20 protein-coding genes are annotated in these 21,970 nt (G+C 44.3%); 11 read left to right on the top strand and 9 right to left on the bottom strand.

The window, feature by feature from the left end; translation table 11 throughout:
* Positions 1 to 42: 42 nt before the first annotated feature.
* From prfA to tldD, 10 genes are all read left to right on the top strand, one after another.
* Positions 43 to 1,131 (top strand): peptide chain release factor 1, encoded by a 1,089-nt coding sequence (gene prfA / locus DL796_RS07890; RefSeq protein ID WP_110201361.1) that lies wholly within the window; start codon positions 43 to 45, stop codon positions 1,129 to 1,131.
* Between the two features lie 87 nt (positions 1,132 to 1,218).
* Positions 1,219 to 2,106 (top strand): peptide chain release factor N(5)-glutamine methyltransferase, encoded by an 888-nt coding sequence (prmC, locus tag DL796_RS07885; protein WP_110201156.1) that lies wholly within the window; start codon positions 1,219 to 1,221, stop codon positions 2,104 to 2,106.
* 245 nt (positions 2,107 to 2,351) lie between these two features.
* Positions 2,352 to 3,395, top strand: a complete 1,044-nt coding sequence (locus DL796_RS07880; protein ID WP_110201155.1) for a rod shape-determining protein — start codon at positions 2,352 to 2,354, stop codon at positions 3,393 to 3,395.
* A 146-nt stretch (positions 3,396 to 3,541) separates the two neighbouring features.
* Positions 3,542 to 4,480 carry a rod shape-determining protein MreC gene (gene mreC, locus DL796_RS07875; RefSeq protein ID WP_110201154.1) on the top strand — a complete coding sequence of 313 codons (939 nt, stop codon included), beginning with the start codon at positions 3,542 to 3,544 and terminating at the stop codon, positions 4,478 to 4,480.
* Entirely contained in the window at positions 4,470 to 4,958 is a 489-nt protein-coding gene (gene mreD, locus DL796_RS07870) for a rod shape-determining protein MreD (protein WP_110201153.1), read from the top strand. The genes mreC and mreD overlap by 11 nt, the downstream gene beginning before the upstream one ends.
* Positions 4,959 to 4,967: 9 nt before the next feature.
* On the top strand, positions 4,968 to 5,561 hold the full coding sequence (locus tag DL796_RS07865) for a Maf family protein (protein ID WP_110201152.1): 594 nt from the start codon (positions 4,968 to 4,970) through the stop codon (positions 5,559 to 5,561).
* Between the two features lie 13 nt (positions 5,562 to 5,574).
* Positions 5,575 to 7,068, top strand: a complete 1,494-nt coding sequence (gene rng, locus DL796_RS07860; protein ID WP_110201151.1) for a ribonuclease G — start codon at positions 5,575 to 5,577, stop codon at positions 7,066 to 7,068.
* A 26-nt stretch (positions 7,069 to 7,094) separates the two neighbouring features.
* Positions 7,095 to 11,027, top strand: a complete 3,933-nt coding sequence (locus DL796_RS07855) for a YhdP family protein (protein WP_110201150.1) — start codon at positions 7,095 to 7,097, stop codon at positions 11,025 to 11,027.
* Positions 11,027 to 11,845 (top strand): carbon-nitrogen hydrolase family protein, encoded by an 819-nt coding sequence (locus tag DL796_RS07850; protein ID WP_110201149.1) that lies wholly within the window; start codon positions 11,027 to 11,029, stop codon positions 11,843 to 11,845. Before DL796_RS07855 ends, DL796_RS07850 begins: the two co-directional genes overlap by 1 nt.
* A 20-nt stretch (positions 11,846 to 11,865) precedes the next feature.
* A complete protein-coding gene (tldD, locus tag DL796_RS07845; RefSeq protein ID WP_110201148.1) occupies positions 11,866 to 13,308 on the top strand; it encodes a metalloprotease TldD in 1,443 nt (480 codons plus the stop codon).
* Between the two features lie 2 nt (positions 13,309 to 13,310).
* Here tldD and yjgA read toward each other — a convergent pair whose 3' ends face one another.
* Positions 13,311 to 13,829 carry a ribosome biogenesis factor YjgA gene (gene yjgA / locus DL796_RS07840; protein WP_110201147.1) on the bottom strand — a complete coding sequence of 173 codons (519 nt, stop codon included), beginning with the start codon at positions 13,827 to 13,829 and terminating at the stop codon, positions 13,311 to 13,313.
* A gap of 168 nt (positions 13,830 to 13,997) precedes the next feature.
* On the opposite strand from yjgA, the gene pmbA reads away from it, so the two are divergent.
* Positions 13,998 to 15,368 carry a metalloprotease PmbA gene (pmbA, locus tag DL796_RS07835; RefSeq protein WP_227593012.1) on the top strand — a complete coding sequence of 457 codons (1,371 nt, stop codon included), beginning with the start codon at positions 13,998 to 14,000 and terminating at the stop codon, positions 15,366 to 15,368.
* Positions 15,369 to 15,439: 71 nt separating this feature from the next.
* Here pmbA and mgtE read toward each other — a convergent pair whose 3' ends face one another.
* From mgtE to kdsC, 8 genes are all read right to left on the bottom strand, one after another.
* A complete protein-coding gene (gene mgtE, locus DL796_RS07830) occupies positions 15,440 to 16,819 on the bottom strand; it encodes a magnesium transporter (protein WP_110201146.1) in 1,380 nt (459 codons plus the stop codon).
* Between the two features lie 190 nt (positions 16,820 to 17,009).
* Entirely contained in the window at positions 17,010 to 17,858 is an 849-nt protein-coding gene (gene rapZ, locus DL796_RS07825; protein ID WP_110201145.1) for an RNase adapter RapZ, read from the bottom strand.
* Positions 17,855 to 18,367, bottom strand: a complete 513-nt coding sequence (locus tag DL796_RS07820; RefSeq protein ID WP_110201144.1) for a PTS sugar transporter subunit IIA — start codon at positions 18,365 to 18,367, stop codon at positions 17,855 to 17,857. The genes rapZ and DL796_RS07820 overlap by 4 nt, the downstream gene beginning before the upstream one ends.
* A gap of 238 nt (positions 18,368 to 18,605) precedes the next feature.
* Entirely contained in the window at positions 18,606 to 18,893 is a 288-nt protein-coding gene (hpf, locus tag DL796_RS07815) for a ribosome hibernation promoting factor (RefSeq protein ID WP_110201143.1), read from the bottom strand.
* Between the two features lie 407 nt (positions 18,894 to 19,300).
* On the bottom strand, positions 19,301 to 20,026 hold the full coding sequence (lptB, locus tag DL796_RS07810) for an LPS export ABC transporter ATP-binding protein (RefSeq protein ID WP_110201142.1): 726 nt from the start codon (positions 20,024 to 20,026) through the stop codon (positions 19,301 to 19,303).
* Positions 20,026 to 20,880: an LptA/OstA family protein gene (locus tag DL796_RS07805; RefSeq protein ID WP_110201141.1), complete on the bottom strand. Its 855-nt coding sequence runs from the start codon at positions 20,878 to 20,880 to the stop codon at positions 20,026 to 20,028. Before DL796_RS07805 ends, lptB begins: the two co-directional genes overlap by 1 nt.
* The gene (gene lptC, locus DL796_RS07800; RefSeq protein ID WP_110201140.1) at positions 20,877 to 21,431 is read right to left on the bottom strand and encodes an LPS export ABC transporter periplasmic protein LptC; all 555 of its coding nucleotides are present in this window, start codon (positions 21,429 to 21,431) and stop codon (positions 20,877 to 20,879) included. The genes DL796_RS07805 and lptC overlap by 4 nt, the downstream gene beginning before the upstream one ends.
* Positions 21,431 to 21,970 (bottom strand): 3-deoxy-manno-octulosonate-8-phosphatase KdsC, encoded by a 540-nt coding sequence (gene kdsC, locus DL796_RS07795; RefSeq protein WP_110201139.1) that lies wholly within the window; start codon positions 21,968 to 21,970, stop codon positions 21,431 to 21,433. The genes lptC and kdsC overlap by 1 nt, the downstream gene beginning before the upstream one ends.

Raw genomic sequence — 21,970 nt, 5'->3', positions numbered from 1 at the left:
CAACGAATTGTTTAACCACAACAGGAATTAAGAAATAGCATGTTGCAGGATTCTGTCAGTCAAAAACTAGAAGGTTTGGTTGATCGCCACGAAGAGCTTGAGGCTTTGTTGGGCGATCCAGAAATTATTTCTGATCAAAATAAATTCCGTGATTTATCAAAAGAATATTCGCAGCTTGAAGAAGTGGTCAAAGCCTTCCAGCAATATCAAGAAGCGGTGCAGAATCTGCAAAATGCAGAGGAAATGCTGAAAGACGATGATCCTGATATGCGTGAGATGGCGCAAGAGGAGCTAAAAGAGGCTAAAGCGACTATCGAAAGCTTGGAAATCGAGCTGCAAAAGTTATTGTTACCGCGCGATCCTAATGACGAGAAGAACACCTTCTTGGAAATTCGTGCCGGAACGGGTGGAGATGAAGCCGCTATCTTCGCTGGCGATTTATTCCGTATGTACAGTAAATACGCGGAAAAGAAGCGCTGGCAGGTTGAAGTGATCAGCGAAAGCCAAGGCGATCATGGTGGTTACAAAGAAATCATCTTGCGCATTGTAGGCGACATGGTTTATTCACACCTAAAGTTTGAATCGGGCGCGCACCGAGTGCAGCGTGTGCCAGACACTGAATCACAAGGTCGCATTCATACCTCGGCGTGTACCGTTGCGGTGATGCCGGAAGCGGATGAGATCGATGCTATTGATATTAATCCAGCGGATTTGAAGGTCGATACTTTCCGTGCTTCGGGTGCTGGTGGTCAGCACGTCAACAAAACTGACTCGGCAATCCGTATTACGCACTTGCCGACGGGCGTGGTGGTGGAATGTCAGGACGAACGTTCGCAGCATAAAAACCGCGCTAAAGCCATGTCTGTGTTGCAATCTCGACTGCAAGCGGCTGAAGAAGCGAAACATCAGTCTGAGCAGACTGAAATGCGTCGAAACCTTGTAGGCACCGGCGATCGCTCCGACCGAATTCGTACTTACAACTACCCACAAGGGCGTATGACTGACCATCGTATTAACTTAACCTTGTATAAGTTGGACGAGATTATGGAAGGCGATATTGATCAAATTCTAGAACCATTGGTACAAGAGCACCAAGCGGATCAACTAGCGGCGCTTTCTGGTCAATCGTAAACTAGTTTTGAAGGCTTAGCTTTTTGGCTAAGCCTTATTTGTACCAAAAGCTCGTATCAACAAATTCCTAAAAAAAGGTCAGCGGCCGTGAGCAAGACAGTTCAAGCAGCATTATCATGGGCTATAGCTAAATTAGAGGCGCCAGAGCTTGATGGAACAGAGCTTGATGTTTCAGCGAGCAAAATTGATACCCCCAAGCTTGATGCCGAACTACTGCTTGCTGATACTCTAGGGAAAAACCGCACTTGGCTGAAAACCTGGCCTGAAAAAGAACTATCCCAACAAGAACTCGACAGCTTTGAAGCGTTTATTATGCGCCGTAAAGCAGGTGAGCCGGTGGCTTATTTGTTGGGGAAACAGGACTTTTGGACTTTTACGCTAAAAGTCACCCCTGCAACCTTAATTCCACGTCCGGAAACTGAGCACCTGGTTGAGTTCGCTTTGAGCAATATTCCAACAAGCGAGTCTTTTCAAGTGATAGATCTGGGCACCGGAACTGGCGCTATAGCCTTAGCCATCGCTTCTGAGCGTCCACAAGCGACAGTCATTGGACTCGATATTAGCGAACAAGCGCTGAGTGTCGCCGAACACAATCGCCAACAGTTGAACATCAGTAATGTCGATTTTCAGCAGGGGCATTGGCTTCGAAATTGGTCTGGGCAAAAGCTCGATATGATAGTGAGCAACCCGCCTTATATTGATGCTGATGATGAGCACTTAAAGGATTTAACCTTTGAGCCAATCGGTGCGCTAGTGGCTGGCGACAATGGTTTAGCCGATATTGCGGAAATTACAGAGCAAGCGCAGCAGCACCTAAATCCGAGAGGCTGGCTGGTTTTCGAGCATGGTTTTGAGCAGGGACGAGCGGTTCGCGACATAATGCAGCAGCACGGCTTTACTGATGTGGGGACTATTGCGGATTATGCCGGATTAGAGCGGGTTACCGCCGGTAGAAAGGCGCTAGAGCAGGGCTGAACTAAATCAAATAAATCAGGTCTTTTAATAGGCTAAGTGTTAAAATTAGCGCTAAGTCGGCAATCTTAGAAAAAACTTTTCTATCATACGCTTTTAAGCTTGCCGAGATTAAGTAGTATTGTTAGAGTAACGCGATTGAGAAAATTCTCAAAAGCCTTGTCCTTGCTGGCGTTTAGCCCTTTTAGATTGACAATTATTTTAATGAAATTTGAGTAAAACAAGTTTTTAGCGGGAAACCTCCTCCGATGTTTAATAAATTACGTGGCCTTTTTTCTACCGACCTATCGATTGACTTAGGTACGGCAAATACTTTGATTTATGTTCGAGACCAAGGGATCGTTCTGGATGAACCTTCAGTTGTCGCTATTCGACAAGATCGCTCAGGCGGAGCTAAATCTATCGCTGCGGTCGGAGAGGCTGCGAAAAAAATGTTAGGTAGAACGCCTGGCAGTATCGTTGCAATCCGCCCAATGAAGGACGGCGTCATTGCTGACTTTGAAGTGACTGAGAAAATGTTGCAGCACTTTATTCGTAAAGTACATGACAACACATTCTTCCGTCCAAGCCCGCGCGTTTTGGTTTGTGTACCTTGTGGTTCAACGCAGGTTGAGCGTCGTGCCATTAAAGAATCAGCCCTAGGCGCTGGCGCACGCGATGTGTACTTAATCGAAGAGCCTGTTGCAGCAGCTGTTGGTGCTGGTTTGCCGGTTAACGAAGCGCGTGGTTCTATGGTGGTGGATATCGGTGGTGGTACTACTGAAATCGCTATCTTGTCATTGAACGGCGTGGTTTACTCAGATTCTGTGCGAATTGGTGGCGACCGTTTTGATGAAGCTATCATCGAATACATTCGTCGTAACTACGGCACAATCATTGGTGAAGCGACGGCTGAGCGCATTAAGCATGAAATCGGTACAGCGTATCCAGGCACTGAAGTTCGCGAATTAGACGTTCGTGGCCGTAACTTAGCGGAAGGTATTCCTAGAAGCTTCACGATTAACAGCAATGAAATTTTAGAAGCTCTACAAAACCCTCTTCACGGTATTGTTCGTGCGGTTAAAGCGGTACTTGAGCAGTCTCCACCAGAACTGGCGGCTGATATTTCAGAACGCGGTATGGTGCTGACGGGTGGTGGCGCGCTTATCCGTGATGTGGATAGATTGCTGATGGAAGAAACGGGCTTGCCAGTTATTGTCGCTGAAGATCCGTTAACTTGTGTTGCACGTGGTGGCGGTAAAGTTTTAGAAACTATCGATGAGCACGGTGGCGACTTGTTCTCAGACGACTAGTTTTAAAGATATAAGGACTTTAAAAAAGTCCATTAAAATCGGGCACTTAGATTGCCCGATTTTTGTATGAAAGCTCGAAATACTGCTAAACTACAACTTGTTTGTATTACATCATAAAAACAATACTCTTGCGGGAGGAGTAGGCTATTAAAAATCTATTCACTCGAGGCCCTTCTTTAGTACTACAGCTCATCTTGAGTCTGTTGGTCGCGTCCTTATTGATGGTACTTGATTATCGTTACGACTACTTAAGCAGTGCTCGTAAAGGTGTTTCCACCGCGCTTGCTCCAATTTACTATCTCGCCAATATTCCAAACGAAATCGCTTCGTGGGCTGACAACAATATCGTAAGCCGAAATGACCTTTTGGCGGAAAACCGTCAGTTAAAAGATGAGCTGCTGATTTTGAAAGCACAAAACCAACGTCTAATCGGTCTTGAGTCGGAAAATGCACGCTTGCGTTCCTTGCTCGGTTCTTCGCGAACTTTACGCGGAAAGCGTGTGATTGCAGAAGTATTAAATATCGATAGTAGCTTGTTTGCTAACGAACTCTTGCTTAATAAAGGCAGTATGGACGACGTATTCGTAGGTCAGCCAGTAGTTGATGCCGAAGGGATTATGGGGCAGGTTGTCGAGGTTTCGACCGCCACGTCTCGCATGATTTTATTAAACGACCAAAAGCACGCCATTCCAGTTCGAGTGGATCGTAATGGTGTTCGTGCGATTGCTCAGGGTAATGGTCAACTACTGTATCTACGCCATTTACCGAATACGATCGATATTAATGAAGGCGATATTTTATTAAGTTCTGGACTTGGCCAAAAATTCCCAGATGGCTATCCAGTGGCGAAAGTGATTTCGGTGACGCGCCAATCGGCACAGCCTTACGCTGAAATTTTGGCCGAACCTACGGCAAATATTAATCGCGCTAACCATGTGCTTTTATTATGGCCTTATCACGATCCGACAAAGCGCAAAGCTGAGCCTGATTCTGATGCTCCAAGCACTGATTCTCAAAACACTGATTCTCAAAACACTGATACTCCAAATAATAAAGACGTGACAGGAGGTTCCGATGCAAGCTAAAGGCAAACGTGGAACCTGGGTTATCATTCTCAGCTTAATTATCGCCCTTATTCTGACGGTCATTCCGTTACCTGATTCGTGGCAGCCGTTTAGGCCAGACTGGTTGTTTTTAGTTGTTTCCTACTGGGTAGTGGCACTACCACACCGTATCGGTTTGCTGTGGGCTTTTCTGTGGGGGCTGATATTCGATGCATTAATTGGCACAACGCTCGGCTTACACAGCTTTAGTTTGTGTTTGTTGGTATTTATCTTGCAGTTGAATTATTTGCGAATTCGTATTTACCCCATTTGGAAGCAAGCATTAACCATGGGCGGATTGAGCTTACTTTATTTAGCATTGGTATTGTGGCTATCACGAGTGACAGGAAGCCCTGAAAGCTCTTTGAGCTATTGGCTCTCAGCCGCCATTAACGCCTTACTGTGGCCATGGCTATTTATCCTTTTGCGCGACATCCGACGTTATTTTAAAGTTAATTAGGAGCTTTGTATGTCACAGCACACAACTATTTACTTAGCTTCAGGTTCGCCGCGTCGCCAAGAAATTTTGACCCAACTGGGTGTGGATTTTATTCAGATAGCGAATCATTTCGATGAAACTCACTTAGCCGGCGAGTCTGCTAAAGATTATGTGGAGCGGGTGGCGCGAGGCAAAGCTTTATCGGCAATGGAGTCTAGTGACTATACTGAAAGTCTGCCAGTGATGGGTGCCGATACAACGGTTGTTCATCAGGGGCAACCGCTCGGTAAGCCGGACGACCTGCAACATGCGGAACAATTATTAGAGCGTTTAAGCGGTCAGACGCATCACGTTTATTCCAGCGTGGTGCTCGCTTATGGCGATCAGCTATGGCAAAGCACTGTCGAAACCGAAGTGACCTTTGCTAAGCTGAGTAAAACCATTATCCAAAACTATTGTCGTACTAATGAGCCTATGGGCAAAGCTGGCGCTTATGCTATTCAAGGGTTGGGCGGGAGTTTAGTCGAAACGATTAACGGCAGCTATACAAATGTAGTGGGTTTGCCTTTATTTGAAACGCGCCAACTGTTAGAGCAAGCCAGTATTAAGCATGCGCTAGTATAAGGAGCTTAATAATATGCGCGATGAAATTTTAATTAACGTAACGCCCCAGGAAACACGTGCTTCTATCGTGGAGAATGGTGTGTTGCAGGAAGTGCATATTGAAAGGACTGAGAACCGCGGCATCGTTGGCAATATTTATAAAGGTGTTGTTAAACGTGTCATGCCCGGTATGCAGGCTGCGTTTGTTGATATTGGTCATGAAAAAGCGGCGTTTTTGCACCTAGCAGATATTGTGACGGATAAAGATGAAGGCAGTAAGCAAGCGGTTGAAGGATCGAAGCTGCTCGATAAACAGCAGTCACAAGAGACCGACATCACTTCGGTGTTACACGAAGGTCAGAAAATTATTGTTCAGGTCATTAAAGATCCAATTAGTAGCAAAGGCGCAAGGCTAACGACTCATATCACCATTCCATCTCGATACTTGGTACTGATGCCAGATACAGAGCATGTTGGCGTCTCACAGCGAATCGATGATCAGGTGGAGCGCATCCGTCTCAAAGAATTGTTAGAAGATCACGAAGAGCTAGACAACGGCTTTATCGTACGCACCGCAGCCGAAGGAGCGACTGAAAAAGAGCTGGTTCGTGACGCATTATTTTTAGCCAAGCTGTGGCGTGGTATCACGGAAAAGTCTAAGCAAGTAAAGGCACCGGGGATTATTCATAATGACTTGGGGCTTGAGCTGCGCATAATGCGAGACATCTTTGAAGATGATGTGGAGCGAGTTCGAATTGATAACGAAGCCGCGCTAGAAAGAGTACAAGCCTTTGTGAAAGAGTTCTTGCCGGAAATGCTAAGCCGTATTGAGTTATATCAAGGCGAGCGTCCTATTTTTGATTTATACAACGTGGAAGAAGAAATTAAGCGTGCGCTAGAGCGTAAAGTTCCGCTCAAGTCTGGTGGGTATTTAATTATCGATCAGACCGAAGCGATGACCACCGTTGATGTCAACACAGGGGCTTTCGTAGGTCATAAAAATCTTGAAGAAACCATTTTTAGAACTAATCTCGAAGCGGCGACGGCACTGGCGCGACAGTTAAGACTGCGCAATCTGGGTGGTATTATTATTGTCGATTTTATTGACATGAAAGAGGAAGAGCATAAGCGACAAGTATTGCGTACTTTAGAGCGAATTCTGGAAAAGGATCATGTCAAAACACAAATCACTGAAGTTTCTGCTCTAGGCTTGGTGGAAATGACTCGAAAGCGCTCTAGGGAAAGTTTAGAGCGTTTGCTGTGTGAGCCTTGTCAGCAATGCAATGGGCGCGGCTATGTTAAAACTGCGGTAACTGTGTGTTATGAAATTTTCCGCGAATTAAGCCGTGCTGCGAGAACATACGATGCGCAAAAATTCTTAGTATTAGCTAGCCAAGAAGTGGTGGACTGTTTGCTGGATGAAGAAGCAAGTAGTTTGGGAGATCTTGAGGTGGCTATAGATAAACCGATCAAGCTACAGGTTGAAAGTTTGTATTCGCCTGAGCAGTTTGATGTGGTTTTGATGTGATGTCTCATGGGTAATCTGGAAACTTGATGACTAAACGTTTAACTCGCATTTTGAGACGTTTTCTGACCGGCTTTTTGTGGCTGGTGTCAGTACTGGTCATCATTTTTGTGGTTTTACTTTCAATCGTAAAGTTGTCGCTTCCTTATTGGACCGAAGACAAGCAAGAAATGGTGGCGCTTGTTGAAGGGCAATTTGGCGGTACTTTTGATTACTCAGAACTAGAAGTCGATTGGTCGGAGTTTAAGCCAACAATTTTTATAAAGGACGCCTCTTGGAAAAAAACGGATGACTCCCTGAGTTACGGCTCGGAAAGTGCTCGTGTGGTGTTAAACTTTTGGGAAAGTTTATTCAAAGGCTACCTTGTTACCGAGTCAATCGAGCTGAATGACGCTACTGCTGAAATCAGTATTCCAGAGTCATCAACAGATACTGACACTTTTTCTCTGGATATTGATTTATTGCTCAAACGTTATCCTGAATTTATCAATCAAGAGCGAATTGATATTAATGGACTGACAGTAAATATTGTAAGAAATGAGCAGAGTAGAAAAGTACAGTTTAGTACAGTAACTTTCGAAAAACTCAAAGCGCAGCGCCAACTAGTTTTAGACTTTCAAAGTGACTTCTCCTCACAAACGAAGCTTATTATCGAATCACAAGGCAGGCCACTTAGCGACGGAAGTCAGCTTAAGGTTTATGGTTTGTTGCGTGACTTTGATGTAAGGGATAGTGCGCCATTTTTAAACCTGCCTGAAGACATACCTGTTGAACTCGCGGATACAGAGTTTTGGCTTGAGTATCAAGGCAAAGAGCCTATTTCTGGGCGACTGATATTTAAAGCGGAAAGCTCAAACTCCAAAGTGGCGCAGCTAGACGCCGAGATTCATTATCAAAAAACAGATAATACAGCAGCTTTTTCCAGTGACAAGTTTTATGTTGCTGAGCGTACTGCGTCTGATGAGCTTCTAGAATACGATAGCTCGTTTAAAGCAATACGCGAGGTTCAAGATGATCAGTCTATTCAGTGGGTTCTTGAGGCTGATAATACACCAATCGGTTATTTTTTTACGCTTTCCGCGCCATTTATACCAGCCGAGTTGCGAGAATTGCTATCAGAAATTGAGCCGGACGGAGAGCTTGTATCTTTAGATATCCGTGCTGTTCAAGACGAAGCTAAGCTAATTCCGAAAAGTGGTAGTGCGGAAATATCAAATTTTACCACTGTCGCTAGTCAATACGGTCCTCAGCTGTTTATGGATAGCATACGCATTGAGGAAGAAGACTCCGGTTGGCGCTTAACGGCAAAATCTAAGGACTCGCAACTATCTTGGCCTTCGGTATTTAAAGGCGACATCCCGATTGATGATTTCTCTTTGAACACTTGGGTAAGCGTGGAAGAAAAACCACTAATTAAAATTGATGAGTTTTCGTTAACCAACAGAGACGCTCAGGTTGCCGTTCATGGCAGCGTGCAGATTGAGGAAGAGGATGCTGTTATTTCGTTGTATGGCGAAACCAAGGATGTGGATATCGCTGCGCTAGAAAAGTACTGGCCTCGAAATAGTATGAGCGAAGAAGCTTTGCAGTATCTGGATCAGTCTTTGCTTAAAGGTAAAGTAGAGTTTGCACGATTGGTCTGGCGCGGTGGATACGAGGCTTTTCCTTATGAAGACAGCTCAGGAGTGTTTGATTTAAGGGCTAAAGTTCATGATGCCAGTCTTAAGTTTGATCCTGATTGGCCACAAGCAGATCAGCTTTCAGCTCAAGCTCACTTTAAGAATAATCAGCTTTTTTTGGCTTCAGACAAAGGGCAGATAAACGGCCATGATATAGGGCAAGCTAGTGGTGTTATAGATTCGGTGTTTACCGATGATACTTATTTAACGCTCGAAATTAACAACAAAGTTGGCTATGAGCTGTATAACTTTGTTTTTCAGAACTCGCCACTTCAAGAGTGGTTAGGCCCTGCGTTACTTGATCTCACTTTCAGCGGTAACTTGGAGCATCAACTCAAGCTTGAGGTTCCACTTAGCGACGATGATGCGGATGCAGCTATTGATGGCAAGGTGCTCTTTAATGGTGAAAATGTTCACCTTGATTCTTATGGGCTTGCTTTAGAGTCTTTAAACGGCGAACTGAACTATACCCAGCAGGGAGCTCACGGCAAAAGTTTAAAAGGTCGCTTCTGGCAGAGCCCAGTTTCGATTGATATTGCTGTCGGCGACTATGGCAAAGGCGATGACTTAGTTAATATTGATGCCATTTCGGACTTTAACTTAGCAAAAGCGGTCGCTTCATTTGACGTTCAACTGCCTATCTATGTCGAAGGCCAAAGCCAAGTAAACCTGCATTATCGACAAGACAGCGAAGGGGCTGAGTCCTTAATTGTAAGAAGTGATTTAAAAGGTACCGAGATTAATGGTCCTTCTTGGTTTAGCAAAAGTAAAGATGATGAAAGTTCTTTTTTATCAACGCTATACCGAAAAAATAATCGCATTCATGCGAGAACAATTTACCGCGATACGGTATCGTCACAACTCAGTTTTGATGTTGACTCGCCAGACGACATTAATGGCGTCATTGCTTTAGGGGATTTGGCGACTCACAGTATAGATGTGCCGGCTAGAGGCGTTGCCATTAGAGGCTTTTTTGCCGAGATCCATAGTGACGAATGGCTTAACAGTCTACAGGTGAAAAAAGGTGGAACATTCTTCTGGCCTAAATGGATCGATCATATCTCTATCAAAACCGCACTTTTTACTATCGCCGGGCAATCATTACATGATGTTGAATTGACCGACTCCTTATTGGCCGACGAAAGCGTTCGCTTTAATGTAAAAGCGGACGAAGGCTACGGTAATTTAACCTTGCATCAGGATGGTCGTAAGCACGTTACTGTTGAAAAACTTGATATCGAATTAGATGATTTTAGCCAACTGTCAGACTCAGAAGTAGATATTGAAAAGAGTTCGCTGGATAATTGGCAGATTGAGTGCCTAGCGTGCAAAATTAATGGTATTGATACCGGCAAGTTAACACTAGTGTCCAAGCTGGATAATGGTGCGGTAGTTGTGCAAGGCGACAGCCAAATTGAAGGGCAGCTTAAAGCTTATTTAGAAGGACGATGGCAGGGCGACTCAAGCCGAGTTGAGATCAACTTTGAAACTCTGGACACGGGGGCTTTATTAAAACGTTGGGGCTTTGGTGATGGTCTAAAAGACACTAAAGCAAATGGCAACGCTATTTTAGAATGGCCGGGCGGGTTTCATGATATCAGCATAGCGAATATCAGTGGTTCGATTGACCTAGAAACAGGCGAAGGTTCGGTTAAAGAACTGAGCGACCGTCAGGCAAGAGTTTTCAGCCTCTTTTCACTACAGAGTATTAGACGCCGACTTTCTTTAGATTTCAGTGATCTTTTTGAAGACGGTTTTTTCTATGACAAGATCAAAGGTGTGTTCACCATCAACAAAGGTGTGGTGCATAGTGATAATGTCTTTATTGATGGGGCTGCAGCTGATGTTAGAGTTAAGGGTACCACTAACCTGGTTAAGAAAACTGTCGATCAAAATGTTACGGTAGTTCCAAAGCTTGGCTCAAGTTTACCTGTGTTAGCTGGCTGGGCTATAGAGCCTACCACTGGCCTAATTATGCTGTTGGTTAATAAGTTGTTCGAGCCGGTGATCGATGTTGTAGTCAGTATCGAGTATAAAATTAGTGGCGATTTGAACAATCCTACAGTTATCGAATTAAACAAAAAATCTAAAGAAGTGCCTCTGCCTGAGGTTGAAGAGGAAGAGGTGCCTCAAGAGCCTCAGCTGGAGTCACAGCAAGAGTCAAAGCAGGAGTCAGAGGGGAACCTTGAAGATAGTTCTGAGCCTGATAAGGTGCTTGAAGCTGAGCTTAAGAAAGAACAAGAGCCTCAAGAAAACACGACTCAAGATGATGGTGAACACTAATGTCCAAAAGTAGTATCAATATTGGTTTAATCCAGATGTCGTCTTCCAGCGTGGTCGAGGATAATTTGAATAAAGCTGAAATGTTGATAAAGCAATCAGTCAGTGAGGGCGCTGAGATGGTTGTTTTGCCCGAAACTTTTGCCTTAATGGAAAAGTATAATGGACAGAAACTGGACTTTGTTGAGACACACCGACAAGGCCCGATACAGTCTTGGATGCAGCGAGTAGCAAGAGAAAACGAAGTGGCCTTGGTCGGAGGGACTATCGCCATCCAGTCGAGTAATGCCAAGAGGCCTTTTGCACGATGTTATGTGTGGGATAGCCAAGGTGAGCTCATCACTCATTACGATAAGATCCATATGTTTGATGTCGCCGTTAAGGAAGACGAGGTTTATTCCGAGTCAGATAATACGCTGGCTGGTGATGAAACTAAAACATTTGATTATCATGGTATTAAATTTGGTCTTTCGGTTTGTTATGACCTAAGGTTCCCTGAGCTTTATAGAAAGTATCAAGCGCAGTCGGTAGATGTTATCTTAGCGCCATCAGCGTTTACGAAAAAAACGGGCGAGGTTCACTGGCAATTGTTATTACAAGCACGAGCCGTGGAAAACCTATGCTTTGTGGCGGCTTCGAATCAAACAGGGTTGCATGATAATAAACGGAAAACTTACGGCCACAGTATGCTCATCGGCCCTTGGGGCGATGTGCTCGGAGCCCTCGGTGATGAAGAAGGCTATATCAACCACACCTTAGATATTGAACAAATCGATACCATCAAAAAGCGCTTCCCTGTTCATACACACAGACGACTTTAAAGCATATATTTAGGTAACTAATGACAACTATTATTGATCGCGTAGAGCAACATTTATTTAGAGAGTCTGATTTATCGGTAGCGACAATTTCGCAGGCTGTAGAGTCAATCAGCGGCTATCAGCAGGATTATGCCGATATTTTCTTGCAAGAAGTTGTTATGGAATATTGGCAATTAGAAGACGGATTGGTTAAAGACGCCAGTTTTAACCTTAACAAAGGCTTAGGTATTCGTAGCATTGATGGCGAAAAAACAGGTTTTGCCTACGCCAATCAGTTTGAATCAACGGCACTCAATAATGCTTTGTCAGCGGCGACAAGTATTAGCCGTGCTGGCCAGTCTAAAGCGGTCAGTTTTAATCAGATTGTACCAAGCCAAAGCTTGTATACCGAACACAGGGTATTAGGGGATGTTGAGCCTTCGCATAAGATTGCACTGCTTCGTCAGTTAGATGCAAAGGCCAGGCAGCTGGATGAGAAGGTTAAGCAGGTAATGGTTAGCTTATCAGCGGCAGACGAGCATATGCTGGTAGCAGCAATCGATGGCACCTTAGCCGCCGATATTCGTCCGATGATTCGCTTGAATGTCACAGTCGTCGCTGAGCACCAAGGGCGCCGTGAGCGCGGAAGCGCAGGGATGGGAGGGCGATATGATTGGCAGCACTTAATCAGCTTAGATCTTGAAAGCTTAGCATCACAAGCAGTACATCAAGCTGTGGTCAATCTTGAGGCAGTAGAAGCTCCTGCTGGCACCATGCCTGTGGTTTTAGGCAATGGTTGGCCGGGCGTGTTATTGCATGAAGCGATAGGGCATGGCCTGGAAGGGGATTTTAACCGGAAGGGCTCTTCAGCTTATGCTGGTCGAATTGGAGAAAAGGTGGCATCGGAACTCTGTACGGTGGTGGATGATGGTACTTTAGAAGGACAACGCGGTTCTTTAAATGTAGATGATGAAGGAACCCGTACTCAGTCTACGGTATTGATCGAAAACGGCGTATTAAAAGGTTATATGCAAGACAAACACAATGCGCGACTGATGGGGCAACAAGCGACAGGTAACGGTCGTCGTGAGTCTTATGCACACTTACCGATGCCACGTATGACTAATACGCTGATGTTAGCGGGACAGTCCAATCCAGAAGAGATTATTGCGAGCGTAAAAAAAGGCATTTACGCACCTAATTTTGCAGGTGGTCAGGTAGATATCACATCGGGTAACTTTGTGTTTAGCGCGAGCGAAGCTTATTTAATTGAGGACGGCAAATTAACGGCCCCGATTAAAGGCGCAACCTTGGCAGGGAATGGACCGGAAGTATTGAAGTATGTCAGTATGGTCGGTAATGATTCGCAACTGGACCCAGGAATTGGGGTTTGTGGTAAAGACGGGCAAAGCGTTCCCGTATGTGTTGGCCAGCCAACCTTAAAAGTCGATCAACTAACTGTGGGTGGAACGCAGGCGGGCTAACGTTAGCCGTCTGAAAACTCAGCGTTATCACGCAAGTAGCGGAATAACTCACGTTGGTTTTTTGGTGGTTTATCTAGCTCTTTTTCTTTTATAGCGTTTCGAACCAACTGACGTAAATGTTGGCGATCTAGGTTCGAAGCGACTTCTAATAACTCAAACACTCCTTTGTCGCCTTCATCAAGAAGGCGATTGCGCCAATGTTCACATAACTTTTCACGTTGAACTTCAAGCGTATGTAACTGATTATCAAGCACTAATTGTTGTTCAATCGCTTCAATGTCTTCGTTACGCAAGAGCTTGCCAATATACTTGATATGGCGCTTTAAACCGATATGGTGATTAATTTTAGGCACTTCTTTAAGCGCGTGCTTCAAAGTGTCTGAGATTGGTAGATTGTCCCATTGTTGCTTTGGAAGTTTAGCAAGCTTGTCACCTAAAGCCGTAAGCTCAAGCAATTCTTTCTTAACTTGAGATTTTGATTTCTCATTCAGATCTTCATGATGCTCAAAGTTGTCAGACATAGGTTAGCTACTAAAGTTACAATAATGGACGTGAGTTAGCGCTATGATAACGCTTTCATAAAGTGAGTGGTAGTTTTGTTGTTTAAAATAAATCCTGAATCACGGTTCTTATCAAGCCTAAAGGCTTTTATAATGAACCAAGTTTAAACGGTTAAGACGGAGTTAGGATTGTCGAAAGTTAATAGTAACCAGCTAACATTAACGCAAATCGCTAAGCAGCAAGAGCAAACCTCAGAGCTGATGCAAACTATTGCTCAAAAAGTGATTGAATCCGCCTCGCAAGCAGGTGCAAATCAAGCTGAGGTTTGGAGCTATAACACGATTGGTAATAGCCTAGAAGTGCGCAATAGCGAGCTCGAAACGCTGGAATTTAATCAAGACAGTCACTTAGGCATCAATGTTTACTTCAATCAGTCTAAAGGCACCGTTTCCATTAACGATCTTACCGAAACCGCGGCGCTACAAGGCTTAGAGGCTGCATGTAATATTGCTAAACACACCGAGCCAGACCCACATTCCGGTTTAGTTGATAAAGAGCGCATGGCGACAGACTTCAAAGATTTGTCGTTAGACCATCCTGATGATTTAACGGTCGAGGATATGCTGGAAGTGGCTAAGATCGCAGAGTCTACGGCGCTTCAAGCTGAGCATGTAAAACAGTCAGAAGGCGCTAATTTTTATAGCCACAGATCCTTGTCTTGCTATGCCAACAGTCACGGCTTTTTGGGGATGAATCGCACGACTCGATACAGCCTGTCTAACGTCTTAATTGGGCAGACTGACAAAGGAATGCTGCGAGACGGTTACTACACTTTAGGACGAGAGTATGGTGATTTACTGTCGCCAAGTGCGGTAGGACAAGAAGCTTCAAGACGTATAAAGCGAAAACTAACGCAGGGTTCATGCCCATCTGGCAACTATCCAGTGGTGTTTAGCCCAGAAGTTGCGCGTGGCCTTTGGTCTCATTTGTTGGGCGCATTAAAAGGTGGAGCCTTATATCAGCGCTCTTCGTTTATGTTGGATAAACTTGGGCAGCAGGTTTTGCCCCAAGGGATCAGCATTACTGAAGATCCGTTTCTATTAAAAGGTCTGGGTAGCTCTAACTTTGATAGCGATGGTGTTGCCACTCAGCAGCGAACCATTGTCGACGAAGGTGTACTAGACGGATACTTCTTAAGTGGCTACTCGGCTAGACGACTGGGTCTCGAAACAACCGGAAATGCTGGCGGTATCCATAATATCATTATTAAATCAGACAAAACCGCGCTGGATAAAATTCTCAAAGAATTAGGCACTGGCTTGTTAGTAACAGAAGTTATGGGGCAGGGCGTAAATATCGTGACTGGTAATTACTCTCGCGGTGCTAGTGGTTTCTGGTTCGAAAATGGTGAAATTAAGCACTATGTTCAGGAAATCACTATCGCTGGGAATTTAGAGAAAATGTTTCAATCCATCGTTGCATTAGGTGACGATATTGATAATCGTTCGAGTATTTTGACAGGCTCGGTTGCGATTGAGCAGATGACTATTGCGCGTTAAATTATGTGAACCAAGTGGTTAGACGGAGTTCTAGCCGCTTTTATCTCGTAAGAAATAGTATTAGCTTTTTATCAACCAAAGAAGTAGGTCGCAAGACCTAGTAGTGCGAAAAATCCAGCAACATCGGTTACGGTGGTTAAGACAACGCCACCAGCTATAGCCGGGTCGATGTTTAACTTTTTCAAGATAAGTGGAATACTGGCGCCGCTTAGAACACCAGTCACTAAATTAAACAACATGGCACCGCCAATAGTGATTGCGAGGTGCAAGTGGTTGATATCAGTGCCTTTATAATAAGCAAAAGCATAGACTAAGGAAGCTATTACTAACGCCCAAAGAACACCGTTAATGATACTGACCGCGAGTTCTTTTTTCAGTAAATAAGACTGGTTACCGTCGCTAATATGACCTAGCGACATTCCTCGAATAACCAGGGTTAAAGTCTGAGTCCCGGCAATTCCGCCCATGCTTGGTACGATGGGTAGCAATACTGCCAAAAGCGTGACTTTGCCAATAGTGCTTTCGAACAGGCCAATCACTAAAGCCGCTAGTATCACTGTAAGTAGGTTGATGCCTAACCAAATAGCTCTTTTTCGTGCAGTCACTAAAACTGGGCCGAAGGTATCTTCTAGCTCATCAAGACCAGCCATAGAGAGTAGCGAGTGGTCTGCTTCTTCACGGATTACATCTACCACGTCATCAATCGTAATACGTCCAAGCAAGCGACCTTCTTCATCGAGTACTGGCGCCGATACTAAGTCGTGACGCTCGAATATCTGTGCTACTTCTGTGTCTGGCATATCCACAGGAATGGTAAACATTTCTTCATCGACGATTTGTGTGATCGAGGTTTCTGGATCACAGGTCAGTATCGAACTGATGGGAACCGAGCCAATCAAAACATCTCGCGAGTTGACCACGTATAAGTGGTCAGTGTTGGGCGGCATGCTGCCACGAATACGCAAATAACGTAGCACGACCTCGACCGACACGCGTGGACGAATCATGATGGTGTCGATGTTCATCAAGCCGCCGGCGGTGTCCTCGGGATAGGTCAGTGCATGCTCGATTAGCGCACGGTTTTGCTCATCCAATAAGCGCAGCACTTGATTACTAACGTTATTAGAGAGATCTCCTAAGATATCAACAACATCATCGGTGTCTAAATCTGCTAGAGCGTTAGCCAGCTCTTGAGGTTGCATGTTTTCGATGAAGTTTTGTCGTATTTCATCGTTCAGATGTTGTAGTACATCGCCCTCACGCTCTTTGTCTAGTAGCTGCCATATAACATTACGAACACGTGGTGGTGTCGATTCGAGAAGGTGCGCGATATCTGCTGAGTGAAGTTCTTCTAAGAGGTTTCTAACAGGGATTAAATGCCCGCTATCGAGTGCGGAGTTTAGTAGCTGTAGCTGCTCTTGACGAGTCTGATTGTTTAGATTTTCAGCCATAGCCACCCTGTTAGTGATTGATTTTATTGCTTATTCTATCGCAGCCATATAACCCAGGCAACTTGTAAATCAGGTCGAGTGGCGCCGATAAAGCGAGTAAATGTAAGCCTTTGCAGGCAAATTTGTTATGGACATTAACGCTTAAAAAAAGCTAATTTTGATGTACAGAAATGGTTTCTCTGCACAACTGTTACAGCTTATTGAGTCTGCTGTGCTCTACGGAAATGTTCGGGTAATGATTTTTTAAGTATCGTCCCAAGGTTTCCACCATATAAACCGAGCGGTGGCGACCACCTGTGCAACCAATGGCGCAGGTAAAATAGCTACGGTCTTGCTTGCTAAACTCAGGAATCCAAGTGGTTAAGAACACCCGTAGTTGCCATGTGTACTCCATGACCAGTGAGCTAGAGGATAAATAATCCGCAATTTCCTGATCTTTCCCCGTGAAGTCGCGAAGTTCCTCTACCCAATAAGGGTTGGGTAGACATCTCACATCAAACACAAAGTCAGCATCCTTCGGCGCACCATGTTTAAAACCAAAAGAAACTAGACGTATATCCATTTGCGGTGCTTTATTGGTACTGACGCGCTCACGAACTCTTTCACGTAACTCGTGCGGTGTTAGCTCCGAGGTGTTGATAACTAGATCGGCTAAGCCACGAACTGGCGCTAACAGTTTATTTTCTTCATGGATGGCGTCGCGAAGCGAGTAGCCTTGATTAGTTAGAGGATGACGACGACGGGTTTCACTAAAACGTTTTAGTAGAATATTCTCGTCAGCATCTAAAAACAGAATTCTGGCATGTGGCGTGGCATTTTTAATTTTCTCCATTTCTTCGGAGAACTGCTCTAGATCCCTAGGGTTTCTAGCATCAACACTGATTGCAATAAGCTCGTTGTTTAAGATGTGATCATTAATAACATTTAAGGTCAGCCCCAACGGCAAGTTGTCTATACAGTAATAACCGGCGTCTTCGAGTGCTTTTAGAACAACCGATTTGCCCGACCCTGAGCGACCACTGACTATAACTAGCTTCACGAAGTTTCTTCCTTACTTTTGTTACTGAATTCTTTAAAGGCACTTTCAATGATATCAAATAATGCTTCGTTATTGTGAGCATTTCTGATTTGCGCACACAATGTTTTGTTACCGAAGGCCGCTTTAACTAAATCGACACCTTTAAGGTCTCTAAAGTCCAGTTCCTCGGGCACTAAAAGTGCGAAAATAATGTCGACATTTTCTTTATCTGAAGCAAAAAAATCGACGCCTTCTTGCAATGTAATCAATAGAGCAAGCGGCTTTTTACAAGACTCGAGTCGCGCATGGGGCAGAGCGATACCATTACCAATGGCTGTGCTGCCTAGTTGCTCGCGTTCTGTTAAAGCCTGTAGGATTTCGAAAGAGTTTATTTCTGGATGACTGTGGCTGAACTCATTGGCGACTAACTGCAGTGCTTTTTTACGGCTTGTAGCTTCCAGCCCAAGCTTGCAGCGGTCTGGAGCTAGCGTGTCTAAGATGTGCATTGTCTTATTGTCTTGTTCGCTCATAACATTTCTCTGCTGGTAGTTGAGCACCAGCTCCGCAGTATTATTCGTGACCAATGAGGCTGTTTATAGAATATTATAACAACGCTTGGCGAAAAAAAGCCTCAACATTATGGTTGAGGCTTAAATATTTTCACTCTTTGATGATTTCTGTTCATTCTGAGTGACTAAATTCTAACATGTTATCTCTTGTAATGATCTTGCTCATTCAATGAGTCTTAAGACGAAAGAGCTTGTATTGCTAGTGACGAGTCAGCTTTTCCTTATGCTTAATAACCTGTCTGTCTAATTTATCAATCAATAAATCAATCGCAGCATACATATCTTCTGATTCACTGTTGGCGAATATTTCAGCGCCATTGACATGGACGGTCGCTTCAGCAATTTGGCGGATTTTCTCAACACTTAAAACAACATAAACATTGTTAATCTGCTCAAAGTGTCTTTCAAGCTTGGAAAATTTCTCATCCACAAATTGTTTTAATGGTTCTGTGATTTCTAAATGACGCCCAGTTAGATTGATTTGCATAATAAACTTTCCTTCTATAATTAGATTAATAGTTGGTTGGGTAATGTGCTGAACAAGACAGCCGATTACATAGTCGTTCGTGGGAAGGTTCCACGCTCGCTAAAGAAAACTTGTTTAGAGTGGATTTGATTCGATGCGATAATTCACCTCCTTGAAAGAGTTGGAGACTACTGGATTGAAAAAGGGCAGCTTTTTGCTGGAATAATGAAACAATTGGATTCAGCAATGATGGTTGTTTTGAATTTAACCAAATATTAAGGGAATTGAATTTGAGGCGTTTTGTTCTAATCACGTAAGCCAGTCTTTTCCTTATGTTGCCCTTTAACTACCAAGTTACCTTGAGATTAGAGATCTTGCAAGGCTTATTATTAACTTGGGGACTGGCTTTGGAATTTCAATGATTAGGATCACATTCTGAAGTGTTCGCCTAGGTATCTCTGCCTTACAACTGGGTTTTCGAGGATGGTTTGAGGGTCGCCGTCGGCAATAATGTTACCACTATCAACGATATAGGCGTGTTCGCAGACATCAAGCGTTTCGCGGACATTATGGTCGGTGATTAAGACACCGAGCCCACGTTCTTTGAGTTGCATGATGATGCTTTTAATCTCAATAACTGAAATAGGATCTACGCCGGCGAAAGGCTCGTCTAGAAGTATAAACTTAGGGTCGTTAGCTAACGCTCTTGCGATTTCTACTCGGCGACGCTCGCCACCCGACAAGCTCATGCCTAGGCTAAGACGGATATGTTCGATATGAAACTCGGCTAATAACTGATCGAGCTTTTCTTCTCTTTGCTCATCGTTAAGGTCCTTTCGCAGCTGCAAAATAGCCATGATGTTGTCTTGTACTGAAAGCTTACGGAAGATTGATGCTTCTTGTGGCAAGTAGCCAATCCCTTTTTGCGCCCTAGCGTGCATGGCTGCGCCAGTAATATCCTCATCAGCGAGAAGTATTTGGCCCGCATCCGAAGGGACTAAACCAACAATCATGTAAAACGAAGTGGTTTTACCGGCACCGTTAGGGCCGAGTAGGCCAACAATAGAGCCTTGGTCAACTTTTAGCGAAACGCTTTCGACGACTTTGCGTGCTTTGTAGCTTTTAGCAAGGTTTTTGGCTTCGAGAGAACTCATTATTGATCATCCTCTGGCTGGATAGTCTCCACGGGCTCTGAAGTTTCTTGCTCGGACTGGTTGTTACTCTCTTTGACGCTTTTATCTGTATCACCTTCAGAAGTAGAACTTTGCTCTAGCGCTTTCTCTGTTTCGGTTTTTTCAGGCTGTGGTTCATCTTGCCAGAAAAACTCAGTAACTACTTGTTGCGAACCGTCTGAGCTTTGATCCGCAGAAATACGCTTAGTAGCGCCATCATAAGTGAGTAATGCCGCTGAGGTGTTTGACGAGCCTTGGCTTAAATTAACCGAGCCAACTAATTGAGTTTTGCGGTCTTTACCGTTCGAGCGCAAAGTATCTGCAACAGCGGTAATTTCAGTTTGATTGGGTTGCTTGAGAATAAACCGAGTAGGATTTCCGGTTAATACAAAACTAAAACCATCAGTAATGCGTTGGTTAGCTCGTAGCTTATTACCAGTAAGCGTTAATGTATCTTGTTGTGAGCTTTGTACAATTTGGATATCGCCATCGGCAGCCAATTCACCACTTTTTTGCTCGTAATTAATGCTCGGTGCTTCGATGTCCGTAGTTTCGCCGAGAGCATCAACGTAGTGGATTTTGACTGGGTTACCTTCGGCGGTAATTGTACCTGCGTCTTCCCCACGCTTAATTAATTTATCCGCGTGGATGGTCATTTGACCGTGCTCATAAACCACGTTGTTTTCATAAACAACGGTTGTCGTTTCTTGTGAAGCGTCTAAATAAGAGCTTTCAGCCTTTAAACGCGACTTTTCAAACTGTGCTGCTTGTGCCGTAAAGGAAGTGGCTAGCAGTGAGCTCAATAATAATGTAAGTGTAAGTTTTAGTATCTTCATAGTTCTTCAGAAACGACCTGAGATTTAAATTCAATAGTACTGTTGCGTAAGTCCGCATTCATGCCTTTAGCCGTTTGACGGAAAATACCATTGTTCAATTCAACGGCAGTATCGGTAAAGGCGGTTTGGGTCGTGAAATCGACTTTAAGCTTCGGCATGGTTAAGGTCATGCTAGGCTGCTGGTTTTTCGGAGTTAGTTTGATTTCAACATTACCTGCTAGTTCTAACTGTTCGCTGAGCTCGTTATTTGTCGCCGCATCAGCGGTGATTTGCCACGGCTTCTCGGTGGAAATCATTTCAAACTTTGGTGACTGCAAGCGCGTTATCATCAAGTCTTTAAAATGCGACGTTTTTTCGCTCGTGAACTTACGAGTGCGTTGCCCTGTAACATCAAATTCAATAGTAGAAGTGTTGACTAGATAATAGTCAGGATTGTTGTCTGCTTGAACAAAGTCAGGTTTTTGCTCGACAGATTTGTCCCACAGAAAGGCGACCACAAAAGTAGCTGGTAGTAATAACCATAATATGTGTCGGCCTCTCAAAAAGGTCATTAGGTGTACTCCTGAAGGTGCTTTTCAAGCAACCCCTTACTTTCAAGGATTAAGTCAATAATTTCGCGAACGGCACCAAAACCACCGTTACTCTGAGTTGTCCAGTCTGCATTTTGACGCACGAACCAGTGCCCATCCGCTACTGTAACACCTAGGCCTGAACGGCGCATTAATGGTAAGTCAGGCAGATCATCGCCAACATGGCAGACTTGGCTTGGCTCTACTGAGAGTTTTTCGCACAGCTCTTCATAGGCTGCAATTTTGTCCACTTGGCCTTGATAAATATGTTTTATCGATAACTCGCGGCATCGCTTTTCGACTATTTCCGAGCGACGGCCGGTAATAATGGCGACATGAATCTTATGCTGCATAAGGCTTTTTAGCCCGAAGCCATCTTTGATGTTGAAGGTTTTTAATTCCTCACCCTGATTGCCGATAATAACTTGGCCATTGCTTAAAACGCCATCGACATCGCAAATGAGCAGCTTGATCTCGCGTGCTTGTCGCAATAATTCTTTCGGATAGTGTGGCTTTTGCAT

Source organism: Kangiella spongicola, assembly GCF_003194565.2.
In the GTDB taxonomy this organism is placed as follows: Bacteria; Pseudomonadota; Gammaproteobacteria; order Enterobacterales; family Kangiellaceae; genus Kangiella; species Kangiella spongicola.
Note: the sequence above shows the minus strand (reverse complement) of the source record. Positions and strands in the feature narration are given on the sequence as shown.